Here is a 20,787-nt window from a genome sequence, read left to right as displayed (position 1 = left end):
AGGTGCCCCCACCGCGTGGACACCCTCCTCCGCCTTGCGATCGCACGCACCAAGCCCCGCTCCCTGATCCGGCCTGATCCAAAAGACAGGCCCTGGCGGTGTCGGACCCGTGGTGTTTCCGTATCTGCTGCCAGAAATTGCAAAATGCCTGGGTAGATGCAGCGGTGAGAGGCCGTTAGAGTCCGCATGCGCTACTCGGGACAGGGTGGCGAATGGCAAGCCCGAACCCCTGGCTGACCCCTTGAGCGGCGTACATCCGCGAGGCACGCAGCCGTTGTGATGCCGTGGCAATTCCGCACCGATGACGCCCGTGCTCCGCTCCCGGACACCGCTCCGTACTGCGCCTGCCGCTCTCGACGCCCATCGCCTGTCGCCCGTCACTTGTCGCTCATCGCTCACCAGATGGGGAGATCCACATGAACACAGCACGCATACGCCGCTCAGTCGCGGGCAGGACGGTGCTCCTGGGTGCCGTACTGGCCCTGGCGGTGCCGGGAACCGCCCACGCCAACACCGTGAGCGTGACCGTGAAGACCCCGGGTGCCACCAGCGGACCCGCCGCCTCCAACTCCGAGACGTCGACCCACGCGGACTGTTCCGGCGGCCTCGTCTCCGGTGGCGGGATCAACCAGGCCGTCGGCACCGGCGCGGGCGTGAACGGCAACCACGTCAACGGCACTTCGCCCAGCTCCGACGGCACCACCGAGTACACCGGCACCACCGGTGTCGTCGGCACCGACGTGACGCACTGGCTCGGCATCGGCGGAAGCGGGGGCCAGGTGAACGCCTCCTTCTCCAGCACCCCCTACGCGATGTGCCTCACCAGCAGCCTGATCAACCACACCCAGGTCGTCATGAACAAGGTCAACGCGCCCACCACCGGGGCGACGACGGGCCTCGTCACGGCGACCTGCCCGGCCAACACCCGCCTGCTCGGCGGAGGCGCCCGGACCACCCCGGGCAACACGGGCAACTTCAAGCCGATCGCGAGCTTCCCCACCTTCAACAACTCCGCCCACAGCTTCGGCGCGAAGGCCGCGGCGGACGGGGAGACCGACCCCGACTCCTGGACGGCCGTCGGCTGGTCCGGCGGCTCCGACAGCGCCAACTTCACCTACGCCTACGCGATATGCAGTGGAAGCGGCATCAACGTCACCGGCGCCACGGTGAAGGTCCGCTACGCCGAGGTGAGCGGCCCGACCTCCGGCAGCACCGGCCAGACGGCGACCGTGAGCTGCGGCGGCGGTGACGGGACTCTGGTCAGCGGGGGCGCGGCGATCAGCGGAGGCAGCGTGACGACCACCGACTTCACCGGTCCGGCTTCGGGCGGTGACCACCTCAACGGAAGCTTCCCCAGCACCTCCGGCGGCAGCCCGGTCGGCGACGGGACCACCACGGCGGCGTCCTGGACGGCCGCCGCCCACACCGGAGGACAGTCCTCGCCCGGCACCCACACCGACGCGTGGGCGCTGTGCGCCGACGACGGCGTCTGAAGCAGCGGTTGCGGACAACCGTCCACGTACGAGGGAACGAGAGAGAGAATCCGATGAGCACGACACTCCGGCGGTCCTCCGCCACGGGCAAGGCCCTGACCCTGGCCGCCCTGCTGACCGTGGCGGTGCCGGGAGCCGCGTACGCCAAGACCGTCGACGTCACCGTCGCCACCCCCGGGGCCACCATGGGCCCCGCGACCCCCTTCACCGGGGTCTCCTCGCACGCGGACTGCTCCGACGGCCTCGTCTCCGGCGGCGGGGTCGACCAGGGCATCGGCACCGACGAGATGGCCAACGGCAACCACGTGATGGGCATGGTGCCCAGTGCCGACGGCGCCACCGAGTACACAGACGCGCCCGGGATCGTCGGCGGCGACGCCACGCACTGGATGGCGTTCGGCGGAAGCGGGAGCCGCAGCAGCGAGGCATTCTCCACCACGCCCTACGTGATCTGCCTCCACAGCAACCTGATCAGGCACACCCAGGTGGTCATGAACAAGGCCTCCGGGCCCACCAGCGGGCTCTCGTCCAAGCTCGTCACGGCGACCTGCCCGGCCAACACGGTCCTGATCGGCGGCGGAGCCCGTACCACCCCGGCCGGCGTCGGCAGCCTCAAGCCGATCGCGAGCTTCCCCACCTTCAACGACGCCGGGCACCACTTCGGCTCGATCGCCGCGGGCGACGGTGAGCGCAACCCCGACTCCTGGACGGCGGTCGGCGGCATCGGCGGCGGACGCGGCGCGGACAACATGACCTACGCCTACGCGATCTGCAGCGGGGACGACATCGACCTCAAGCACGTCTCGACGACGGTCCGCTTCAGTGAGGTGAGCGGCCCGAACACGGCCTCCACGGGACAGACGGCGACGGCCGGCTGCTCCCGCGAGGACGGGCAGCTGGTCAGCGGGGGCGCCGCCATCAGCGGAGGCAACGTGACCACGACCGAATTCAGCAAGGCGACTTCGGGCGGCCCCCACCTCAACGGCAGCTTCCCCGGCGACGCTGCCGGCACCCCGGCCGGCGACGGGAGCTCCGACCCGACGCACTGGACGGCAGCGACCCACAGCGGGGGTTCGCCCTCCCCGGGCAGTTACTCCGACGTCTGGGCGCTGTGCCTGGACGTGCAGCACGGGCACAAGCGGTAGCCCTTCCCACCTCGCTTCCCCGGAGCGGACCCTCCTGGATCAGGAGGGTCCGCTCCCTGTCGATTCCGGCGGACCGGAAGCCTCAGGTCCGTGCCTCCGCGGGCGGCAGCGCGTCCGCGACGGCGCGCGCGAACGTGGGCGACGTGCCGCAGGTACCAGCCGACGCCGGGCCGTCGGCGTGGCCGCCACGGCCCCGGACGCCACCGACGCCGGCACCGGGAATCGGCCAGCCGGGGGCCTGGGCGGGCACCTGCCGCGGGCGGGCCGGATTACCGTGGCCGGCGAGGCCCGTGCACGCTCACGAGCACGCACGCCCACCAGCAGGCACACAAGTACGCCCACACGCCACGGCCGTCCGCACGGCGCAGAGCCGCGCACGGCGCAGCGTGAGGCAGCGCAGCCGCCACCCCAGGACCCGTCACCGGAGGAGCCCGATGAGCCAGATGAACCCGATACTCGAGGTGGTCCGGGAAGGCCGCACCGACCTGATCCCCGGCCTCCTCGAGCCGCTCACGCCCCCCGAGCGCCGGGAGCTGCTCGCCCGACTCGCCGATCTGCGCCGCGAGATACGCGGCTGGGACTGGAACCACTGGCAGGAGCGCGACCGCATCCGCTCCGGCCTGCTCGTCGCGGGCGTCGGCTGCCACACGGGCGCGGCCGCGGCGGCCTCCTGGATCGGTGCGTCCGATCTGCGCGACGGGCAGGGGTTACCCGGCGGGCTGCTGCCCGACCTGCTCGACCTGCTCGCCGACCGCGACCCCGGCTGGCTCGGCGACCTGGCCCACCGCCTCGCCGACCGCCCCGCGACCGCCGAGGCGGACTATCCGCTGATCCGGGAGCTGGTCAAGATCGCCGACTGTCGCGTCCCCACCACCGACGCGTTCGTGCACGGCTGGGTCCGGTCCATCTTCACGATGGACCGCGCCCGCTCCACGCACAGCCCCCTGTCGATCGTCCTGCGCCAGGACCCGTACGCACGCGAGCTGGTGCCCCAGCTCTTCGTGACGGCCGAATCCCCCGAGGCGCTCCACTGGTGCAGCGATCCGACGGCCCCGAACCACTGGCCGTCCGAGCTGGCCGCGCTCGCGCAGGAGGGGATCGTCGAGCGCCGCGTCCTGGTCGACGGCTGCGTCGCCCGCCTGCTGCGCGGCGGCCGGCAGAACCAGCTGAAGTTCTTCCTCGCCATGCTGGAACGCCTCGAACTCACCCCGGCCGAGGAACGGGAGCGGACGGCCGACTGGATCGCGATGGCCGCCGACGGACCGTCGCCACTCGCCGGACACGCCCAGCAGGTGCTCGCCCGGCTGTCCGAGGCGGGCGAGCTGCCGGCGCAGCAGCTCGCGCAGATGTCACGCGCCGTGCTCCGCAGACCGGAGAAGAAGCTCGTACGCGCCCAACTGGTGCTCCTGGGACAGGCCTTACGACGCGACCCGGCCTCCCGGCACGCACTGCTGCCCACCGTCACCGGCGCCTTCGGGCACGAGGACACCGCCCTGCAGGAGCGCGCCCTCGGGCTGCTCGTCCGGCACCTGCGGCCCGGCGACCGGGAGCTGCGCCGGGAACTCGCCCTCCACGCCGATGCGTTGAGCCCCGCCCACCGGCGCGCCGCCGCGGAGCTGCTCGGGTCCGCGGGCGGCAGCTGCGCGGAGCCGGCGTACGAGGAGATCCTGCCCCCGGCGCCGGTACGCCGCCGCCTCACCTCCGAACCCCTCACGCTCGCCGGCACCGTCGACCTGGTGGCGGCCTCCGTCACGTGCGGGGAGCAGAACACCGCCGTGTTCGAGTCCGGGCTCGACGGCCTCGTCCGGCACGCCCACCACGACCGTGCCGCCCTGGCCGAAGCCCTGCGCGCGGCCCTCGGCGGCCGCCGGTGGCATCCCGACGGCGTCCGGCCGGTGGATCCGGAGCGGCTGTCCGGGCTGGAGCTGATGGCGGCCGCGGTGCTCGGCCGGGTCCGTGCGTACGACCTGCGACCGGAGCGGGCCCTGCGCGGCGACGGCTGCCGGCCGGACTGCGTCCACGCGGCGCTGAGCGCCGTCACCGCCTCGCGGGTGGCGGAGGCCGCGTACCGCGTCCTCACCGACCCGTTGCCGTTCCTGCTCGCCACCCCCACCTGGGAGACCGGGTCCGTGGAGCCCGAGGAGCTCGTCGTACGGCTCACCGCGTACCGGCGGCTCGGCGCGGAGCCCGCCCCGGCCGACTTCGCCCAGGCGCTGCTGCGCGTACGACGCGAGCCCGGGGCCGCGCCCGCGGCAGCCGCGCTCGGCACCCCCGAGGGCGAGCGCCTGGCGGCCTGGCTCACGGGTGCGGGCGAACCGCCCGCGGTGCTGCGCCGCGTGACCGTCCCGGCCACGACGCCGGACCCGCAGGCCGGCCACCTCTGGTGGGACCGGCCCCCGGCGGCGCCCCGGCAGATCGTGCTCGAGACCCGGGAACGGTGCGTCGTCCGGCAGGAGTTCCCGGCGGCGTTCCGCAGGCTGGCCCTGGCGCTGGCCGAGCCGGTCCGCAGCTGCTCCCGCGCGTGCGAGGGCGGCCTCGTCCAGCAGGCCGTCCTGCCCGAGGACCGCGAGACGCAGGCGGCCTGGCTGCTGCCCGAGGTGACCGCGGGCGCCACGGCCAGGGAGCGCGGTGCGGGAGCGCCGCTGCCTCGGCTGGCGGAGCTGGGCGGACCGGCGGGCCCCGCCCTGCACCTGGCGGTGGCCACCGGTCTCGGTGCGGGCCATGCCGAGGACCGCCGCGCGGCGGTGGACGCGCTGCTGCTCCTCGCGGCCCGCGGCGAGCTGGACGCCCCGAGGGTCGGGCGGGATCTGGCCGAACTGCTCGGTCTGGGCACGGTGAAGCCCAGCCGGCTGGCGGAGGCGGCCCGCGCGGCCGCCGCCACCGGCGCGTACGCCACGACCTGGACGGTGCTCGCGGAGGCGCTGCCGCCGCTGCTGGCGGGCGGGGCCGCCGCGCGGGGCACGGGCGAGCTGCTGGCGGTGGCCGCGGACTGTGTGGAGCGCTGCGGTGCGCACGGTCCCGCCCCGGCGGGGCTGGCCGAGGCGGCTGCGCGGACCGGCTCCTCGCAACTGGCCACGCAGGCCCGGAGGCTGCGGGCGGCCCTGACGGCGGCTTCGTAGCGGGTCGGCTGGAACACCCCGGTCGCCGCCACGGCGGTCTCGACCTTCTCGACCTTCTCGGCCTCGGAAGGGCGCGTCTCGACGACATCGAGGTCGCGGACGGCCGCCTGGTGCGTCAACTCGGCTGGACAGGCCATCAGTTCGGCATGGCGCAGGTGCCGTGGACGCGCCCACCCGGCAGCGGAGGAGCTCCGCTGCCGGGTGGGAGGAGGGGAGAGGGGCGGCCTCAGCCCTTGGGGACCGTGATGACGACGGTGTTGCACACCTTGTCGGCGAAGGTCTGCTTCTTCTCGTCCCACAGCGGCCACAGCCAGCCGACGTAGCAGGCGAGGCTGTCGAGGGCGTGGGCCAGCTTGCGGACGAACGCCATGCCGAAGCCGAGCGTGTTGCCGTCGGCCTCCCGGCGCACGCTGATGCCGAGGACCTTCTTGCCGATCGTCTGGCCGGTGGCGCCCTCCTTGTACAGCTGGAAGACGGCCATGCCGATCGCGTACAGCACGCCGATCGTGAAGAAGATGCCGGGTTCGGCCGTGGCCGAGTTTTCCGCGCTGGCGAGGTCGATGAACCCCAGCGCGTACATCGGACCCGCGATGATCAGCAGGTCGAGCAGGTACGCGCCGAAGCGCTGGCCCCAGTGGGCGAGCGGCGGCATGCCGGAACCCGGCATGCCCGGCATCCCGGGCGGCGGGTACGCGCCGTAAGGCGGCGGGGTCTGCTGCTGCGGGTAGCCGTACTGCGGGGGGACGCCCTGCGGAGGCTGCTGCGGGTAGCCGTACTGCGGCGGCACGCCCTGGGGGGCCTGCTGCGGGTAGCCGGGCTGACCCTGCGGGGGCTGCTGGCCGTACGGGTTGTTCGGGTCGCCGAAGCTCATGGCGAAAACTCTCCGGTGTCGGAAACGGGGACGTAGCGCAACGATCGGAGGAACATCACCATGTGGGCGGTTTTGCCCCCCTGAGCGGCCGCGATCTAGTGCGCATCATCGTGGTCGTTCCATCGACCGCTTGTCCAATCCGGCCAGTTCGGCCCGGCTGTGAGTCGGTTGCGAGACGGTTGCGAGCCGGTCGTGAGGCGGCTGCGCGTCCTGCCGCGCGCCCCGGCGGCCTGCCGTGGCGATGTGGCCGAATCCGATGAGCGGGAATTCCGGGCCCTTCCGACCCGGTGGTAACTTCCGCGAGTTGATCTGGCCGGTCGCCCCACGCGGCGACGGCGATCCCTCCTGCAAGGAAGTCACATTGCACCGCCATTCCCTCCCCCGTCCGTCCGCTCCCGCCACCCGCGCAGCGGTGTCGGCAGTCCTGTTGGCCCTGTTCACCGCCGTCCCGGCCTCGGCCGCCGCGGCGACCGGCTCCGGCGCCGCCGCCACCCCGGCGCCCCACCTCGACGCGGTGGAGCAGACGCTCCGCCAGGTTTCCCCCGGCCTCGAAGGCCGGGTGTGGGAACGCACCGGCGGCAACACCCTCGACGCCTCGACTCCCGGCGCTGCCGACTGGCTGCTGCAGACCCCCGGCTGCTGGGGCGACGACACCTGCGCCGCACGGCCGGGAACCGAGCGGCTCCTCTCGAAGATCACGGAGAACATCTCCCAGGCGACGCAGACCATCGACATATCGACTCTCGCACCGTTACCCGACGGCGCCTTCCAGGACGCGATCGTCGCGGGCCTCAAGTCCTCGGCCGCGCGCGGGAACAAGCTCAAGGTGCGCGTCCTGGTCGGCGCCGCGCCGCTCTACCACCTCAACGTGGTGCCCTCGAAGTACCGTGACGAGCTCGTCGCCAGACTCGGCGCGGACGCCCGCGGCATCGACCTGAACATCGCCTCGATGACGACCTCGAAGACGGCGTTCTCGTGGAACCACTCCAAGCTCCTCGTGGTCGACGGCCGGTCCGTGATCACCGGAGGCATCAACAGCTGGAAGGGCGACTACCTGGAGACCGCCCATCCGGTCGCCGACGTCGACCTCGCCCTGCGCGGGCCCGCCGCCGCGTCCGCAGGCCGCTACCTGGACGAGCTGTGGTCCTGGACCTGCCGGAACAAGAGCAACATCGCCAGCGTCTGGTTCGCCTCGTCCAACGGCGCCGGGTGCATGCCCGAGCTGGCCGAGGACACCGCTCCGGCGCCCCGTCCGGCCACGCCCCCGGCCACGCCCCCGGCCACGCCCCCGACGGGCCCGGGCGACGTACCGGCCATCGCGGTCGGCGGCCTCGGCGTCGGAATCAAGCGCAACGATCCGTCCTCGGCCTTCCGGCCCACGCTGCCGAGCGCCCCCGACACCCGGTGCACCGTCGGCCTGCACGACAACACCAACGCCGACCGCGACTACGACACGGTCAACCCGGAGGAGAGCGCCCTGCGGACGCTGATCTCCAGCGCGAACCGGCACATCGAGATCTCCCAGCAGGACGTCAACGCGACCTGCCCGCCGCTGCCCCGCTACGACATCCGCGTCTACGACGCCCTCGCCGCGCGGATGGCCGCCGGGGTGAAGGTCCGCATCGTCGTCAGCGATCCCGCCAACCGCGGAGCCGTGGGCAGCGGAGGCTACTCGCAGATCAAGTCCCTCTCGGAGATCAGCGACACCCTCCGTGACCGCCTCGCCCTGCTGACCGGCGACCAGGGCACGGCCAAGGCCGCGATGTGCTCGAACCTCCAGCTGGCCACCTTCCGCAGCGCGCAGAGCCCGACGTGGGCGGACGGCCACCCGTACGCGCAGCACCACAAGGTGGTCTCCGTGGACGGCTCGGCCTTCTACATCGGCTCCAAGAACCTCTACCCGTCCTGGCTCCAGGACTTCGGCTACGTGGTCGAGAGCCCCACGGCGGCGGGCCAGCTCGACGCCCAGCTCCTGACCCCGCAGTGGCGGTACTCCAGCGCGACGGCCACGGTCGACCACGAACGCGGCATCTGCCCGTCCTGACCCGCCGGGGCCGCCTGCCCCGACGCTCCGCCCCCCCCCCGGCGGCCGGGGGGGGGGGCGGCTGTGCGGCATCGGCGAGCGGAGCTCGTTCACTGCGCCCCCGACGGCCGTGCCGGCTTCACCTGCCGTTCGTCCGGGACCCGCAAGCTCGGGCCGGAAGACCCCCTTCACCTCGGCCACCACCGTGGCCCCCGCCCGGGAGCGACCGTGAACTCTGCCCCGACGCCCTCCGCCCGGCCGCGCGAACAGCGCCTGCGCCGGTACCTGATGTGCCGCCCCTCCCACTTCGAGGTGGTGTACGCGATCAACCCCTGGATGGACCCGGAGAAGCCGGTCGACGCCGAACTCGCCGTCCTCCAGTGGGAGCGGCTGCGCGAGCTGTACCGCGAGCTCGGGCACACCGTCGAGCTGATCGACCCGGTGCCTGGTCTGCCGGACATGGTGTACGCCGCCAACGGGGCCACCGTCGTCGACGGCCGCGTCCTCGGTGCCCGCTTCCGCAACGCCGAGCGCATCCCCGAGGGGCCGGCGTACCTGGCCTGGTTCCGCGAGAACGGCTTCACCGAGCTGCACGACCCCGAGCACGTCAACGAGGGGGAGGGCGACTTCCTGGTCACCGGCAGCTTCGTCCTGGCCGGCCACGGCTTCCGCAGCGACGAGCGCGGCCACCAGGAGGCGGAGGCGTTCCTCGGCCGGCCCGTCATCGGCCTGGAGCTGGTCGACCCGCGCTACTACCACCTCGACACGGCACTCGCCGTCCTCGACGGTGACGAGATCATGTACCACCCGGAGGCCTTCGCACCCGGCAGCCGCGCGCTCCTGGAGGAGCTGTTCCCCGACGCGCTGCGCGTGTCCGCCGAGGATGCCGCCGTATTCGGGCTGAACGCCGTCAGCGACGGCCTGAACGTGGTGCTCCCCGAGGCGGCCGAGGAGCTGGCGGGGCGGCTGCGCGAGCGCGGGTTCCGCCCCATCGGCATGGACCTGTCCGAACTCCTCAGGGGCGGCGGCAGCGTCAAGTGCTGCACGCTCGAGATCCGGCCCTGACCCGCCTCCGAACCGGTGTGCCGCAGCCCCGGGTGGGGCTGCGGCGGTTGCGGGTCAGTGGAACAGCATCGACGCGTCCCCGGCAGCCGTCGTGACCGAGCCGGGGCAGAGGAAGCTGCCCGAGGTCTTGGTCGCGGTGAAGGCCTGGTTGACGTACTTGCGGGTGGTCCCGTCACGGTTCCAGGTGATGTTCGTGGCCTTGTAACGGCACGATATGAAGCTCTGCTTGCCCGTGATGTCGATGGCGTCGGTCTTGGCGACGCCGGCGGCGTCGTCGAAGGTGAACGCCGGATTGTTGTTGAGGCTTGCCGTGATGCTGCCGTTGCAACCGAGGTTGCCGCCCGGTTTGTTGATGGTGGTGCGGTCGACGCTCAGTGCGCTCGGGGGGTTGGCGCTGGTCTGCGCGTTGGTCCACGTACAGGTGTTGCCGGCGACGACGATGACGCCGTCGACCCGCTGATCGGCCGTGGGGCCGAGAGCCGTCGCCGACGTCGCTCCGCCGACGAGCACTGCTGCTGCCAGGGCGGTCACGCCCGGCCATGTTGAGATCTTCATCCTGTCGCTCCTCTTCGCCACGTCCTCGTGGGGTGTGAAGCGGGGCCTTGGGGGGCCTCGCCGGCGTGCACCCGGCCGTCGGGGGCGGTTTCCGTCGTGCCGGGGGAGAGAGCTTTCGAGACACGCCGGGGAAGGTCCCACAGGGACCTTGAAATGTCAGGCGCATGTCAACAGATTGGCTGAATGGCTCCGGTCCCCGAGAACGGTGGAACGGATCGGCTCCCGTTGCTGTCTAGCCCAGTGCGCACGCACCGGCGGCGCCGCCGGACCGGGCCGGTCCGTGCCGACACATCGCAGAGAGTTCCCCTGATTCGTGAGTCTGACAAGCGGCACGCTCCTCATCGTCGTCCTCCTCGCCACGGCGCTGGCCTTCGCATCCGCCGTGTGGCTGTGGCCACGCCTCGGCCGCAGGGGCCGGCGGCCGGTGTTCGGCCGGGTCGGCGTGGTGCTGACGCTCCAGGTGCTGCTGCTCGCCTCGATCGGCCTCACGGCCAACCGGACGTTCCTGCTCTACGGTTCCTGGGCGGACCTGGCCGGCATGGAACGGCCGATGCCCTCCATGGACGACGCGCCCGCAGGCTCGGGGGTGCGGGTCCTCGGCCGGCAGCCGACGGACGTGCCCGGAGGCGGAACACCGCACGTGGGCGGCGAGATCGAGAAGGTCACGGTGCAGGGCGAGCGGTCCAAGGCCGCCGTCCAGGCGTACGTGTACCTGCCGCCGGAGTACTTCCAGAAGGGGAACGAGAACAGGAAGTTCCCGGCCGCCGTCGTGCTCACCGGATTCCCGGGGATGGCGGAGAACCTGCTGAAGGGGCTGGATTACCCGAAGACGGCGTGGAAGCTCGCCAAGCAGAAGAAGATGCCGCCGATGATCATGGTCATGATGCAGCCCTCGGTGGTGCCGACCCGCAACACCCAGTGCATCGACGTGCCGGGCGGCCCGCTCAGCGAGACCTTCTTCGGTACGGACCTGCCCAAGGCGATCTCCGGCGCCTACCGCGTCGGCACCTCGCCCTCGAACTGGGCCATCATGGGGGATTCCACCGGGGGTTACTGCGCGCTGAAGGTCGCGTTGGAGCACCCGGAGAACTATGCGGCCGGGGTGGGCCTTTCGGCGGACTACAAGCCGGAGATAGACGAGGACTCCGGCGATCTCTTCCACGGGAACACCGCCGAGGAGAAACGATCCGACCTGCTGTGGAGCCTGGACAACCTGCCGCAGGGCAAGTCTTCCTTCCTGGTGGCGACCTCACAGCAGGGCGAGGGGAACTACAAGCCGACGCAGAAGTTCATCGAGAAGGTGAAGGCGCCGGCACGCGTCTCGTCGATCACCCTGGACCACGGCGGGCACGGCTTCAACACGTGGAGGCGGGAGATCCCGCCCGCAATGGAGTGGCTCGGCGGCCGCATCGGGGCGGAGTGACCCAAAGAGCGCGCCGAAACCGGCCACGCGACACCGGCCACGCCACACCCCGTCACCGGGCCCGCCCATCAGCAGCAGACAAGGAACCACACAGCGCATGACCCGGAACGAAGAAGCCACCACCACGCCACCCCTCCCGCGCCCGTTCGACGCGTCGTTCGCCGCCGACCCCCACGCCGTCTACGCGCGCCTGCGCGCCGCCGGTCCGGTGCACCGCGTCGCGCTGCCCGACGGCTCCCCGGTCTGGCTGGTCACCCACGCGTCGGACGTACGGGCCGGGCTCGCCGACCCCCGCCTCTCCGTCAACAAGCGCCATTCGACGACCGGATTCAGCGGCTTCTCCCTCCCGCCGGCCCTTGACAGCAACCTCCTCAACATCGACCCGGAGGACCACCTGCGGCTGCGCCGCCTCGTGTCGAAGGGCTTCACCGCCCGGCACGTCGAGCTGCTCCGGGCCGGCATCCAGGACTCCGTCGACGAGCTGACCACCCGGCTCGCCGACCTGATCGCCCGCTCCGGCGAGGCGGACCTGGTCGCCGAGTTCGCCAAGCCGCTGCCGCTGCGCACCATCGGCGCGCTGCTGCACGTACCCGCCGCCGACCAGGACCGGTTCTCCGACTGGGTCGCCACCATGCTCGCCCCGCGCTCGAAGGAGGAGCTCGTGGCGGCCATCGGCCACGTCCACCGGTTCCTCGTCGACCTGGTGGCGCAGCGGCGCGCCCACCCCGGCGACGACATGCTGTCGAGCCTGATCGCGGCGCGCGACGAGGAGGACCGGCTCACCGAGGACGAGCTGGTCTCGCTCGCCTTCCTGATCCTGATGGCCGGAAGCGAGACCGTCCAGCACGTCGTCTCCGGCGGGGTGCTCACGCTGCTCACCCACCCGGACCAGCTCGCCGCCCTGCGCGCCGACCCCGCCCGGCTCCCCGATGCCGTCGAGGAGCTGCTGCGGTACGCGGGCCCGAGCCAGACGGCGATCCGCCGCTTCCCGACCGAGCCGGTGGAGATCGGCGGCGTCCGCATCCCGGCCGGCGACACGGTCCTGTTCTGCCTGGCCTCGGCACACCGTGACCCGGCCCGCTACCCGGACCCCGACCGCTTCGACATCGACCGGGAGGACAAGGCCCACCTCGCGCTCGGCCACGGGCTGCACTACTGCCTCGGCGCGCCGCTGGCCCGCCTGCAGATCACGCTCGCGCTGGGCGCACTCCTCGACCGGCTGCCCGGGCTCCGCCCGGCCCGCCCTGTGGAGGAGCTCCCCTGGGCGAGCACGTTCCGCTTCCACGCCCTGCGCGCCCTGCCGGTCACCGCGGATCTCTAGTGCTGTGGCCGGGAAGGTTTGCCGGGTCGCGGTGTCCGGTGCGGTGCGTCGCAAGGCGCAGGAGCACGTCTCGTACTGGACGTACTTGCGTGGTCCGACAACGCGGCGAGGTGCCGTGCCGGGCGCCGTGACCCGGTGAACCTTTCCGGTCGCAGCACTGGTGTTCGGAGGGCGGGCGGGGCCGCTTCGTCCGGATGCGGCCCCGCCCGTCCCGGCGGAGGCTGGGCCCATGCACCATGCGCCGATCCTCGTCCACCCGATCGCCCCGGCCGGCGGCCGCCGGGTCTCCCTGCGCGCCGACGGGGAGGACACGGTCCTCGGCCTGGCGTTCAACGACGCCGACGCGATCGAGTTCCTGCGCCGGGCCGGCGTACCCGATCCCGACGAGGTGGTGCTCGGCGGCTCGGCGCTCGTGGAATGGCAGGGCGACGAGCCCCACACCTACGAGGCAGAGCCCTCGGACACCGACATCCCCTGACACCGGCATCCCCTGACACCGGCATCCCCTGACACCGGCATCCCCTGACACGACATCCTGTGACGCCGCACCCGGAAGGCCGCACCCCCGGGCGGCCGGGAAGGCACCATGGGAGTGATGGCTGACCCGAGCCGTCCGTTCGGGAGATGCAGGAGATCCGGGAGATCCGGGAGAGAAGGGGAGACGGCATGCTGAAGGCCTTCACCGACCTGTCCACGCCGCTCGTGGCCGATGCCTGCGTCCGTACGGGCGTGCCACTGCGCGTCGCACCGCCCGGCATCCGCGCCGTGCTGCCGGAGCACCGGGTCGCGGGACGCGCGCTCCCGGCGCGCCACTACGGCAGCGTCGACGTCTTCCTGGAGGCGTACGGGTCCGCCGAGCCCGGCGACGTCCTGGTCATCGACAACGGCGGACGGTCGGACGAGGCCTGCGTGGGCGACCTCGCCGTGCTCGAGGCCGAGACGGCGGGCGTGGCGGGCCTCGTGGTGTGGGGGCTGCACCGCGACACGCCCGAGCTGGCCGAGATCGGCCTGCCCGTGTTCAGCTACGGAAGCCTCCCGCCCGGGCCCGTACGGCTGGACGAACGCGAGCCCGAGGCGCTGGTCACCGCCCGGTTCGGGCCGCATCTGGTGGGCGGCTGGGACTTCGTCTTCGGCGACGCGGACGGCGTGCTGTTCGTCGCCGCCGACCGGGTGGAGGAGGTCCTGGACGTGGCGCTCCGGATCCGGGAGACCGAGCGCGAACAGGCCCGCCGGATCCGCTCGGGCGACACCCTGCGCAGCCAGACGGCGTTCGCCGACTACCTGGTCCTGCGCGAGGCCGACCCCGCGTACACCTTCCGCCGGCACCTGCGCCGGACCGGCGGCGCCATCGAGGAGTGACGGCGCCGCCGTACCCCGGCGGCGCGGATCACCCCCGCGCCGCCGCCGGGCACGTGGTGTCGCCGGCCGGCAGGGTGCCGTCCAGCAGGTAGCCCTCGACGTGGGCGTCGACGCACGCGTTGTGGTTCTGGAACTGCCCGTGGTCGCCGCCCTCGACGGTGACCAGGCGAGATCCGGCCAGCCCCCGGTGGGCGCGCACGGCGGCTTCGTAGTACGTCGCCGGGTCGTTCTTCGAGTTGAGCATCAGCACCGGCGGCAGCCCCTCGCCGGTGACCTTGACGCGCGGAGCCTTGGAGCGCGGCCAGTTCGCGCAGACCGCCGCGTACGTCAACTCCCGTGCACCGGCCAGCGGGTAGGTACGGGTGGCCTCGGCGCTCTGCCGCACCCAGTACCGGCTGTCGCGGTTCCACGGGGTGTCGCCGCAGGTGACCGCGAAGTAGTCGGCGACGAAGTCGGCGCGCATCAGGTGCTTCAGCCGCCCGGCGACGGCCTTCCTCGTCTCCGCCGGCGCCCGCTCCGGATGCTCCAGGAAGCCGAGGAGCGAGGCGAGGTCCGCGAACTGGTCAGTGGTGTACAGGGCGTTCGTGGCCGCCGCGTCCAGGTGGTTGGGCGTGATGACCGTCCCCTCGACGTCCAGCGGCCGGTCGTGCAGCGCCGCCCGCAGCCGCTCGTACGAGGCCTGCACCTCCTCGGGGGTGCGCCCCTGGTGGTACGTGGCGTCGTTCTGCGCGAGCCACGGCAGGAAGTCCTGCTCGAACCGGCGCTGGAAACTCATCGGCTGCCCCGTCAGGAAGGACTGCCAGTCCCCGGTGAAGTCGATGTTGCTGTCGAGGACGACCCGTTCCACGCGGCGGGGGAACTCGGTCGCGTAGTACGCCCCGAGGAAGCTGGCGTACGAGGGCCCGTAGTACGAGATCTTCTCCTCCCCGAGCAGCGCCCGGTACAGGTCCATGTCGTGCACGGCCTGATCGGTGGTGATGTACGGCAGCAGCCCGCCCGAGTTGCGCTCGCAGTCCCGTACGAAGTCCCGGGCGCGGTCGAAGGTCTGCCGGACGGCGGCCGCCGACCGGTCGCGCAGATCGGCGACGCCGCCGAACATGGCGTCGACCTCGTCCTGGTCCGCGCAGACCACCTTCGTACTCGCGCCCACACCGCGCTGGTCGAAGCCGACGATGTCGTACGCGTCCGCCAGCTTGGGGCTGTACGAGGCGAGCCGGGCCGGCCGGGGGAGCCCCGAGGCCCCGGGGCCTCCGGCCGCCATCATGAGCACGCCCCGGCGCTTCGCCGGATCGGCCGCGCGGTGCCGGGAGACCGCGATCGTCAGGCTCGGTCCGGAGTCCGGGTGGTACCAGTCCCGCGGCACGGACATCGAGGCGCATTCCAGCGAACCGCCTGTACAGGGCTGCCAGTCGAGCTGCTGGTGCAGGTACCGGCCGGGTGTCCGCGGGCTCCCGCCGCCCGGAGCCACCCCGCTCGCGCCCGTGGGCTCGGCGCTCGCGTGGCCGACGGGCAGGACGGCGGCGGCGAGCAGCCCGCAGGCGGCGGCCGCGAGCCATCGGGCAGGCTTCTTGAACACGTGCATGTCTGAACTCCCCCTGGGGTCCGGCAGGTCCCCTTGATCGTCCCGCGCCGACCCCCGGCCCTCGATATCCCTGTCATCCGCATCCGGGGTGGCAGTAGTGCCACCCCCTTCCGGGCTGCGGAGGGTAGCGTCGTGATCACGAAACAGCTGACCGATACCCCCACGGACCAGGCGCCGGCCGAAACCGGGTGAACAGCGGGCCCCCGGCGCCGAGCAGGGAGGAGGTCGTCACCCACCGGGGCCGGGGAGTCCGCCAGGATCCGGCTGCGGGAGTTGGTGACCGAGCTGCGCACCGTGGTCCACCAGGGCATCGGCGACGAGGAGTACGTGGCCGCGCTCAAGGTGCTGCGCAGGATGGTCGCCAACGTCGAGGCGTCCCGAGCGACGGCCGAACGGGCCATGTCGCTGATGTGACGCAGGGGTTCGATGCCACCACCCGGGGGAGGCTTTGCCTCCGCCCGGGAAGTCCGTAGCAGAACCGATACTTCACGCCTCTGTGACCTGTATCGCACGCAGCGCTACATTGCCCACGCCCCGCAGCTGCGGGGAAGTGCCGCACTGCGGCCGGGGGAAGGGCGTCGACGATGGGCTCTGGAGTCTTCGCGAAGCTGGGCAGTGCGGTCACCGCCAAGACGGCAGCGGTGGCGGCCGCGGGCGCCCTGGTGGTGTCCGGCGCCGTCGGGGTCGGTGTGTGGGCGGTCAGCGGTGGCCCGCAACTGGCGGTCGTCGAGCGCAGTGTCTCGGTGTCGGTCGCGGCGGGCGGCGAGCAGTCTGCCGTCGCCGCTTGCCAGGCCCACGAGAAGGCGCTCGGCGGCGGGTACGCGATCACGGGTACGGGCTTCGCCACGAGCAGCCTGTTCGTGGGCGATGCCTGGCTGGCGGCCGCGTACAACCCGGACACCGCGCCCGCCACGCTCACTTCGTACGCGCTGTGCGTCAATGCGAAACCCGAGTTCCTCGGCGGCGTCGGCTGGACCGAGCAGGCGCACGCGTTCCACGACCGGGGCAACAAGGTGACCGCCACCGGCGGTGCGATCATCCACGACCTCACGACGGACGGGCCGTTCGCGGACACGGCCGAGCACGCCGCCGCCTGGCCCTCGTGTTCCGGCGACTTCACCCCGGTGGGCATCGAGTTCCGGGCGGGCCGCACCGTGTCGGGCCGCGCCGTCGCGCCGTCCCCGCTCGACAGCCTGACCACGAGGTCGGCGGGGGCAGGCGTCACCAAGCCCGTGCCGAAGGTCGCGCTCAACCCGGGCACCCGGCTGAGCACCGGCGTGTTCCCGCTCCATTCGTCCGAGAACATCGTGCGCCAGACCCGGATCGAGGACCCGCAGCCACCGGAGTCGAACTACGCGGTCGCCGTCCGTCCGATCTGTGTCCGGCTGAAGAGCGTGTCCGTGGCCACCGCGAAGGTGGCGGTGGCCGCGGGCGGCAGCGCGGACACGGCCGTGTCCTGTCCGAAGGGGAAGCTGATCGTCGGCGGCGGCTTCCAGTTCCCCGCCGACAACGAGTCGGGCGCCGCGGAGGCGCCGACGCGCTTCTTCGGCGACGGCTGGCTGTACGCGCCGACCCACGCGCCGGCGGCAGCCGGTGAGCCCACGGGCGCCAAGGTGAAGGCCTGGCACGTCACCGGCCGGAACCAGCAAAAGGCCGGTCTCGACTACTACAACTCGGTCTGGATCGAGCACAGCGACCGCGAAACGCTCACCGGCAACGGCTACTTCGACACGCACGGCCGGGGCCCGGACGACCAGGCACTGCGCGTGTCGCCGGTGCCCGAAAGCCAGGAAATGGTCGCCAGCGCGGTCTGCGCCACGATCGACGCCAAGCCCACCGAGCCCGCCAAGGCCCCCGCGCCGCCCGCCGTCACCCGGCCGGAACTGCCGCACGCACTGGACCCGCTGCCGGGTGCGACGGGCGGCACGGGCTCCGCGTCGCCCTCGGCCTCCGCCGCGACCCCCGGCGCCTCGCCCACGACGAGCCCGACCGCCTCGCCCGGTACGTCTCCCACGCCCGGCAGCCCCAACAGCCCGGGAACCCCGACGACGGGCCGCCCCAGTCGGCCGACCACCCCGTCGCAGAGTAGTTCGCCGACCCGGCAGCAGCCGCAGGCCCCGGCGGTGAGCATCCAGCAGCCCGGCGCCGGCGGACAACTGCGGCGCGGCTGCGAGGAGTCGTTCGCCGGGACGGCCCGGACCCGCCCGGGCAACGAGCCCGTCACCGACCCGCAGTACACGACCTGGCGGATCAGCGGGCCGAACGGGCCGGTGACCCTGGGCGCGGGCGCGTCGGGCCGCTTCCTCGTGCCCCTGCTGCCCGACGGAACGTACAAGCTGGTGTTCAGCGCCACCGATCCGGCGGCCGGACTCACCGGCAGCGCGGAGATCTCCGTCAGGATCGTCGGCTGCCTGCGCTGAAGACTGAACGGCGAACACCCTTCGGGGGAACGGCGCCGCGAGGGTGGCCGGGGAACCGCACGGAGAGGATCATGAGGGGGGCGCCGGCCCGCCGGGCCCCGCCCCGCCACCGAGTCCAGGAGGTACGTGTGTCTGCCGCGTCGAGCACCGCGTCGTCGAGTTACGCATCCGGGGTCTTCGAAGTGCCGCTGCTGGGCGACACGATCGGCGAGAACCTGGACCGCACCGTCCGACGGTTCCCCGACCGCGACGCCCTCGTCGACCTCGCCGCCGGGCGCAGGTGGACGTACGCGGAGCTCGCCGCCGACGTCGACGCCCTCGCGCTGGGCCTGCTGGACCTGGGAATCGCGAAGGGGGACCGGGTCGGCATCTGGGCGCCGAACCGCGCCGAGTGGACGCTGGTGCAGTACGCCACCGCGAAGATCGGCGCGATCCTCGTCACCGTCAACCCGGCCTACCGCTCGCACGAGTTGGAGTACGTCCTGCGGCAGTCCGGGATCCGGCTGCTCGTCGCGGCGGAGCGCTTCAAGACCTCCGACTACGCCGGGATGATCGAGGAGGTGGGGCCGCACTGCCCGGAGCTGGAGTTCACGGTCCTGCTGGACGGTCCGCGGTGGACGGCCCTGCTCGAACAGGGCCGCCGGGGCGACCCGGCCGATCTCGTACGGGCGGGGGCCGAGCTGAGCCCGGACGACCCGGTCAACATCCAGTACACGTCGGGGACCACCGGATTCCCCAAGGGGGCGACCCTGTCGCACCACAACATCCTCAACAACGGTTTCTTCGTCGGCGAGTTGTGCCACTACACCGAGGCGGACCGCGTCTGCATCCCGGTGCCGTTCTACCACTGCTTCGGCATGGTCATGGGCAACCTCGCCTGCACCAGCCACGGCGCGGCGATGGTCATCCCGGCGCCGGCGTTCGACCCGGAGGCCACCCTCGCCGCCGTCGAGGCGGAGTCCTGCACCTCCCTGTACGGGGTCCCCACCATGTTCATCGCCGAGCTGGCCGCGCCCGGCTTCGACGGGTACGACCTGTCCAGCCTGCGCACGGGCATCATGGCGGGCTCGCCCTGCCCGGTCGAGGTGATGAAGGAGGTCATCGACCGGATGGGCATGCGCGAGGTGTCCATCTGCTACGGGATGACGGAGACCTCACCGGTGTCGACGCAGACCCGCGCCGACGACTCGGTCGAGCGCCGGGTGTCCACCGTCGGCCGCGTCGGACCGCACCTGGAGGTCAAGGTGGTCGATCCGCAGTCGGGGCGGACCGTGGCCCGCGGCGAGCCGGGGGAGCTCTGCACCCGCGGCTACTCGGTGATGCTCGGCTACTGGGGCGAGCCGGAGCGCACCGCCGAGGCGGTCGACGCGGCGCGCTGGATGCACACCGGCGACCTGGCGGTGATGGACGAGGACGGCTATCTGAGCATCACCGGGCGCATCAAGGACATGGTGATCCGCGGCGGGGAGAACGTGTACCCGCGGGAGATCGAGGAGTTCCTCCACGCCCATCCGGACGTCCTGGACGTCCAGGTCATCGGCGTGCCCGACCCCAAGTACGGGGAGGAGCTGATGGCGTGGGTGCGGATGCGCGAGGGGGCGCAGCCGCTGACCGCGGCCGCCGTCCGCACCTTCTGCGAGGGACGGCTGGCCCATTTCAAGATCCCGCGGTACGTGCACGTCGTGGACGAGTTCCCGATGACCGTGACCGGGAAGATCCGCAAGGTCGAGATGCGCGAGGCGGCCGCCCGGCTGCTGGAGGCCTAGGGGGTGTCGTCAAAGTAGCGTCGTCCGCCCGTGTGGGCGGGGCCGGTGGGGTCTGGTGCGTGTGATCGCAAGGCGGAGGAGGGAGGCGACGCTCGCGTCGTCGACCGACGACAACGCGGCGAGCGCGCGCGCCGGGCCCCGCCGGCCAGACGGGACTTTGAGACGACACCCCTTAGGACCGGTCTTTCGGATCGTGTCGGGCTCGCGGGGCCTGATCCAAAAGACAGGCCCTAGCCGAGCGGCCGGCGGGATTCAGTCGCGGGGAGACAGCTCGGCCATGGCGCTCCAGCCCTGGCCGGGCACCTCGACGTGGATGATCTCCGGCGTGCCGGCGATGGCGCCCGCGAGGGTCTCCATACCGGCCTTGAAGTGGTCGGACGCGACGTGCGCGGCGCCCGCCTCGGCGTCGGTGAAGGCTTCCAGGAGCGTGTACTTGTTGGGGTCGTCGACGCTGCGCGACCAGTCGTAGAAGAGGTTGCCGGGCTCGTTGCGGGTGGCCCGGGTGAAGTCGTCGACGAGCGTGAGCCAGTTGTCGCTGTGCTCCGGACGGACGTCGAACCTGACGGCGATGAAGATCATGCCGACCAGCCTGGCAGGCCGCCGCGGGCGCCGCATCCCCATCGCGCCGTATTTCCGGCAGGGTCG

General features: G+C 72.4%; 15 protein-coding genes and 1 pseudogene. 12 read left to right on the top strand and 4 right to left on the bottom strand.

What is annotated here, in order from left to right:
- Positions 1-416 precede the first annotated feature (416 nt).
- From ACZ49B_RS10395 to ACZ49B_RS10385, 3 genes are all read left to right on the top strand, one after another.
- Positions 417-1,493: a hypothetical protein gene (locus ACZ49B_RS10395; protein WP_468302962.1), complete on the top strand. Its 1,077-nt coding sequence runs from the start codon at positions 417-419 to the stop codon at positions 1,491-1,493.
- Between the two features lie 53 nt (positions 1,494-1,546).
- Entirely contained in the window at positions 1,547-2,638 is a 1,092-nt protein-coding gene (locus tag ACZ49B_RS10390) for a hypothetical protein (RefSeq protein ID WP_468302959.1), read from the top strand.
- Between the two features lie 434 nt (positions 2,639-3,072).
- Entirely contained in the window at positions 3,073-5,757 is a 2,685-nt protein-coding gene (locus ACZ49B_RS10385; RefSeq protein WP_468302956.1) for a DUF7824 domain-containing protein, read from the top strand.
- Positions 5,758-5,983: 226 nt separating this feature from the next.
- On the opposite strand, the gene ACZ49B_RS10380 is transcribed toward ACZ49B_RS10385, so the two are convergent.
- Positions 5,984-6,628, bottom strand: coding sequence for an RDD family protein (locus ACZ49B_RS10380; RefSeq protein WP_468302953.1), 645 nt, complete (start codon positions 6,626-6,628; stop codon positions 5,984-5,986).
- Positions 6,629-6,989: 361 nt separating this feature from the next.
- Here ACZ49B_RS10380 and ACZ49B_RS10375 point away from each other — a divergent pair, with 361 nt between their 5' ends.
- Positions 6,990-8,672 carry a phospholipase D-like domain-containing protein gene (locus ACZ49B_RS10375; protein ID WP_468302949.1) on the top strand — a complete coding sequence of 561 codons (1,683 nt, stop codon included), beginning with the start codon at positions 6,990-6,992 and terminating at the stop codon, positions 8,670-8,672.
- A gap of 207 nt (positions 8,673-8,879) precedes the next feature.
- A complete protein-coding gene (ddaH, locus tag ACZ49B_RS10370) occupies positions 8,880-9,716 on the top strand; it encodes a dimethylargininase (RefSeq protein ID WP_468302947.1) in 837 nt (278 codons plus the stop codon).
- A 54-nt stretch (positions 9,717-9,770) separates the two neighbouring features.
- Here the strand turns inward: ddaH and ACZ49B_RS10365 are convergent, their stop codons facing one another.
- Positions 9,771-10,271, bottom strand: coding sequence for a hypothetical protein (locus ACZ49B_RS10365; RefSeq protein ID WP_468302944.1), 501 nt, complete (start codon positions 10,269-10,271; stop codon positions 9,771-9,773).
- A 313-nt stretch (positions 10,272-10,584) separates the two neighbouring features.
- Here ACZ49B_RS10365 and ACZ49B_RS10360 point away from each other — a divergent pair, with 313 nt between their 5' ends.
- The 4 genes from ACZ49B_RS10360 (at position 10,585) to ACZ49B_RS10345 (ending at position 14,374) form a co-directional block, all read left to right on the top strand.
- Complete coding sequence (locus tag ACZ49B_RS10360; protein ID WP_468302941.1) at positions 10,585-11,694, top strand: alpha/beta hydrolase; 1,110 nt, start codon at positions 10,585-10,587, stop codon at positions 11,692-11,694.
- A 97-nt stretch (positions 11,695-11,791) separates the two neighbouring features.
- Complete coding sequence (locus tag ACZ49B_RS10355) at positions 11,792-13,015, top strand: cytochrome P450 family protein (RefSeq protein WP_468302938.1); 1,224 nt, start codon at positions 11,792-11,794, stop codon at positions 13,013-13,015.
- A gap of 229 nt (positions 13,016-13,244) precedes the next feature.
- The gene (locus tag ACZ49B_RS10350; protein WP_468302935.1) at positions 13,245-13,493 is read left to right on the top strand and encodes a hypothetical protein; all 249 of its coding nucleotides are present in this window, start codon (positions 13,245-13,247) and stop codon (positions 13,491-13,493) included.
- Between the two features lie 188 nt (positions 13,494-13,681).
- A complete protein-coding gene (locus tag ACZ49B_RS10345; protein WP_468302932.1) occupies positions 13,682-14,374 on the top strand; it encodes an RraA family protein in 693 nt (230 codons plus the stop codon).
- 28 nt (positions 14,375-14,402) lie between these two features.
- Here ACZ49B_RS10345 and ACZ49B_RS10340 read toward each other — a convergent pair whose 3' ends face one another.
- A complete protein-coding gene (locus tag ACZ49B_RS10340) occupies positions 14,403-15,956 on the bottom strand; it encodes an alpha/beta hydrolase (RefSeq protein WP_468302928.1) in 1,554 nt (517 codons plus the stop codon).
- Positions 15,957-16,187: 231 nt separating this feature from the next.
- Between ACZ49B_RS10340 and ACZ49B_RS10335 the strand changes: the two are divergent.
- From ACZ49B_RS10335 to ACZ49B_RS10325, 3 genes and pseudogenes are all read left to right on the top strand, one after another.
- Positions 16,188-16,370 (top strand): annotated as a pseudogene (locus tag ACZ49B_RS10335) (hypothetical protein); the annotation flags it as partial.
- 170 nt (positions 16,371-16,540) lie between these two features.
- Positions 16,541-18,376 carry a hypothetical protein gene (locus tag ACZ49B_RS10330; protein ID WP_468302925.1) on the top strand — a complete coding sequence of 612 codons (1,836 nt, stop codon included), beginning with the start codon at positions 16,541-16,543 and terminating at the stop codon, positions 18,374-18,376.
- Positions 18,377-18,447: 71 nt separating this feature from the next.
- Positions 18,448-20,142, top strand: a complete 1,695-nt coding sequence (locus ACZ49B_RS10325) for an AMP-binding protein (protein ID WP_468302922.1) — start codon at positions 18,448-18,450, stop codon at positions 20,140-20,142.
- A gap of 252 nt (positions 20,143-20,394) precedes the next feature.
- Here the strand turns inward: ACZ49B_RS10325 and ACZ49B_RS10320 are convergent, their stop codons facing one another.
- Positions 20,395-20,721, bottom strand: coding sequence for a putative quinol monooxygenase (locus ACZ49B_RS10320; RefSeq protein ID WP_053787641.1), 327 nt, complete (start codon positions 20,719-20,721; stop codon positions 20,395-20,397).
- Between the last annotated feature and the right edge of the window lie 66 nt (positions 20,722-20,787).

The sequence above is a fragment of the Streptomyces sp. NPDC031132 genome, from assembly GCF_055570595.1.
Note: the sequence above shows the minus strand (reverse complement) of the source record. Positions and strands in the feature narration are given on the sequence as shown.

Coding starts and splice junctions, on each gene's coding strand:
- ACZ49B_RS10395 (WP_468302962.1), top strand. CDS start 417: ATGAACACAGCACGCATACGCCGCTCAGTCGCGGGCAGGACGGTGCTC.
- ACZ49B_RS10390 (WP_468302959.1), top strand. CDS start 1,547: ATGAGCACGACACTCCGGCGGTCCTCCGCCACGGGCAAGGCCCTGACC.
- ACZ49B_RS10385 (WP_468302956.1), top strand. CDS start 3,073: ATGAGCCAGATGAACCCGATACTCGAGGTGGTCCGGGAAGGCCGCACC.
- ACZ49B_RS10380 (WP_468302953.1), bottom strand. CDS start 6,628: ATGAGCTTCGGCGACCCGAACAACCCGTACGGCCAGCAGCCCCCGCAG.
- ACZ49B_RS10365 (WP_468302944.1), bottom strand. CDS start 10,271: ATGAAGATCTCAACATGGCCGGGCGTGACCGCCCTGGCAGCAGCAGTG.
- ACZ49B_RS10355 (WP_468302938.1), top strand. CDS start 11,792: ATGACCCGGAACGAAGAAGCCACCACCACGCCACCCCTCCCGCGCCCG.
- ACZ49B_RS10350 (WP_468302935.1), top strand. CDS start 13,245: ATGCACCATGCGCCGATCCTCGTCCACCCGATCGCCCCGGCCGGCGGC.
- ACZ49B_RS10345 (WP_468302932.1), top strand. CDS start 13,682: ATGCTGAAGGCCTTCACCGACCTGTCCACGCCGCTCGTGGCCGATGCC.
- ACZ49B_RS10340 (WP_468302928.1), bottom strand. CDS start 15,956: ATGCACGTGTTCAAGAAGCCTGCCCGATGGCTCGCGGCCGCCGCCTGC.
- ACZ49B_RS10330 (WP_468302925.1), top strand. CDS start 16,541: ATGGGCTCTGGAGTCTTCGCGAAGCTGGGCAGTGCGGTCACCGCCAAG.
- ACZ49B_RS10325 (WP_468302922.1), top strand. CDS start 18,448: ATGAGGGGGGCGCCGGCCCGCCGGGCCCCGCCCCGCCACCGAGTCCAG.
- ACZ49B_RS10320 (WP_053787641.1), bottom strand. CDS start 20,721: ATGATCTTCATCGCCGTCAGGTTCGACGTCCGTCCGGAGCACAGCGAC.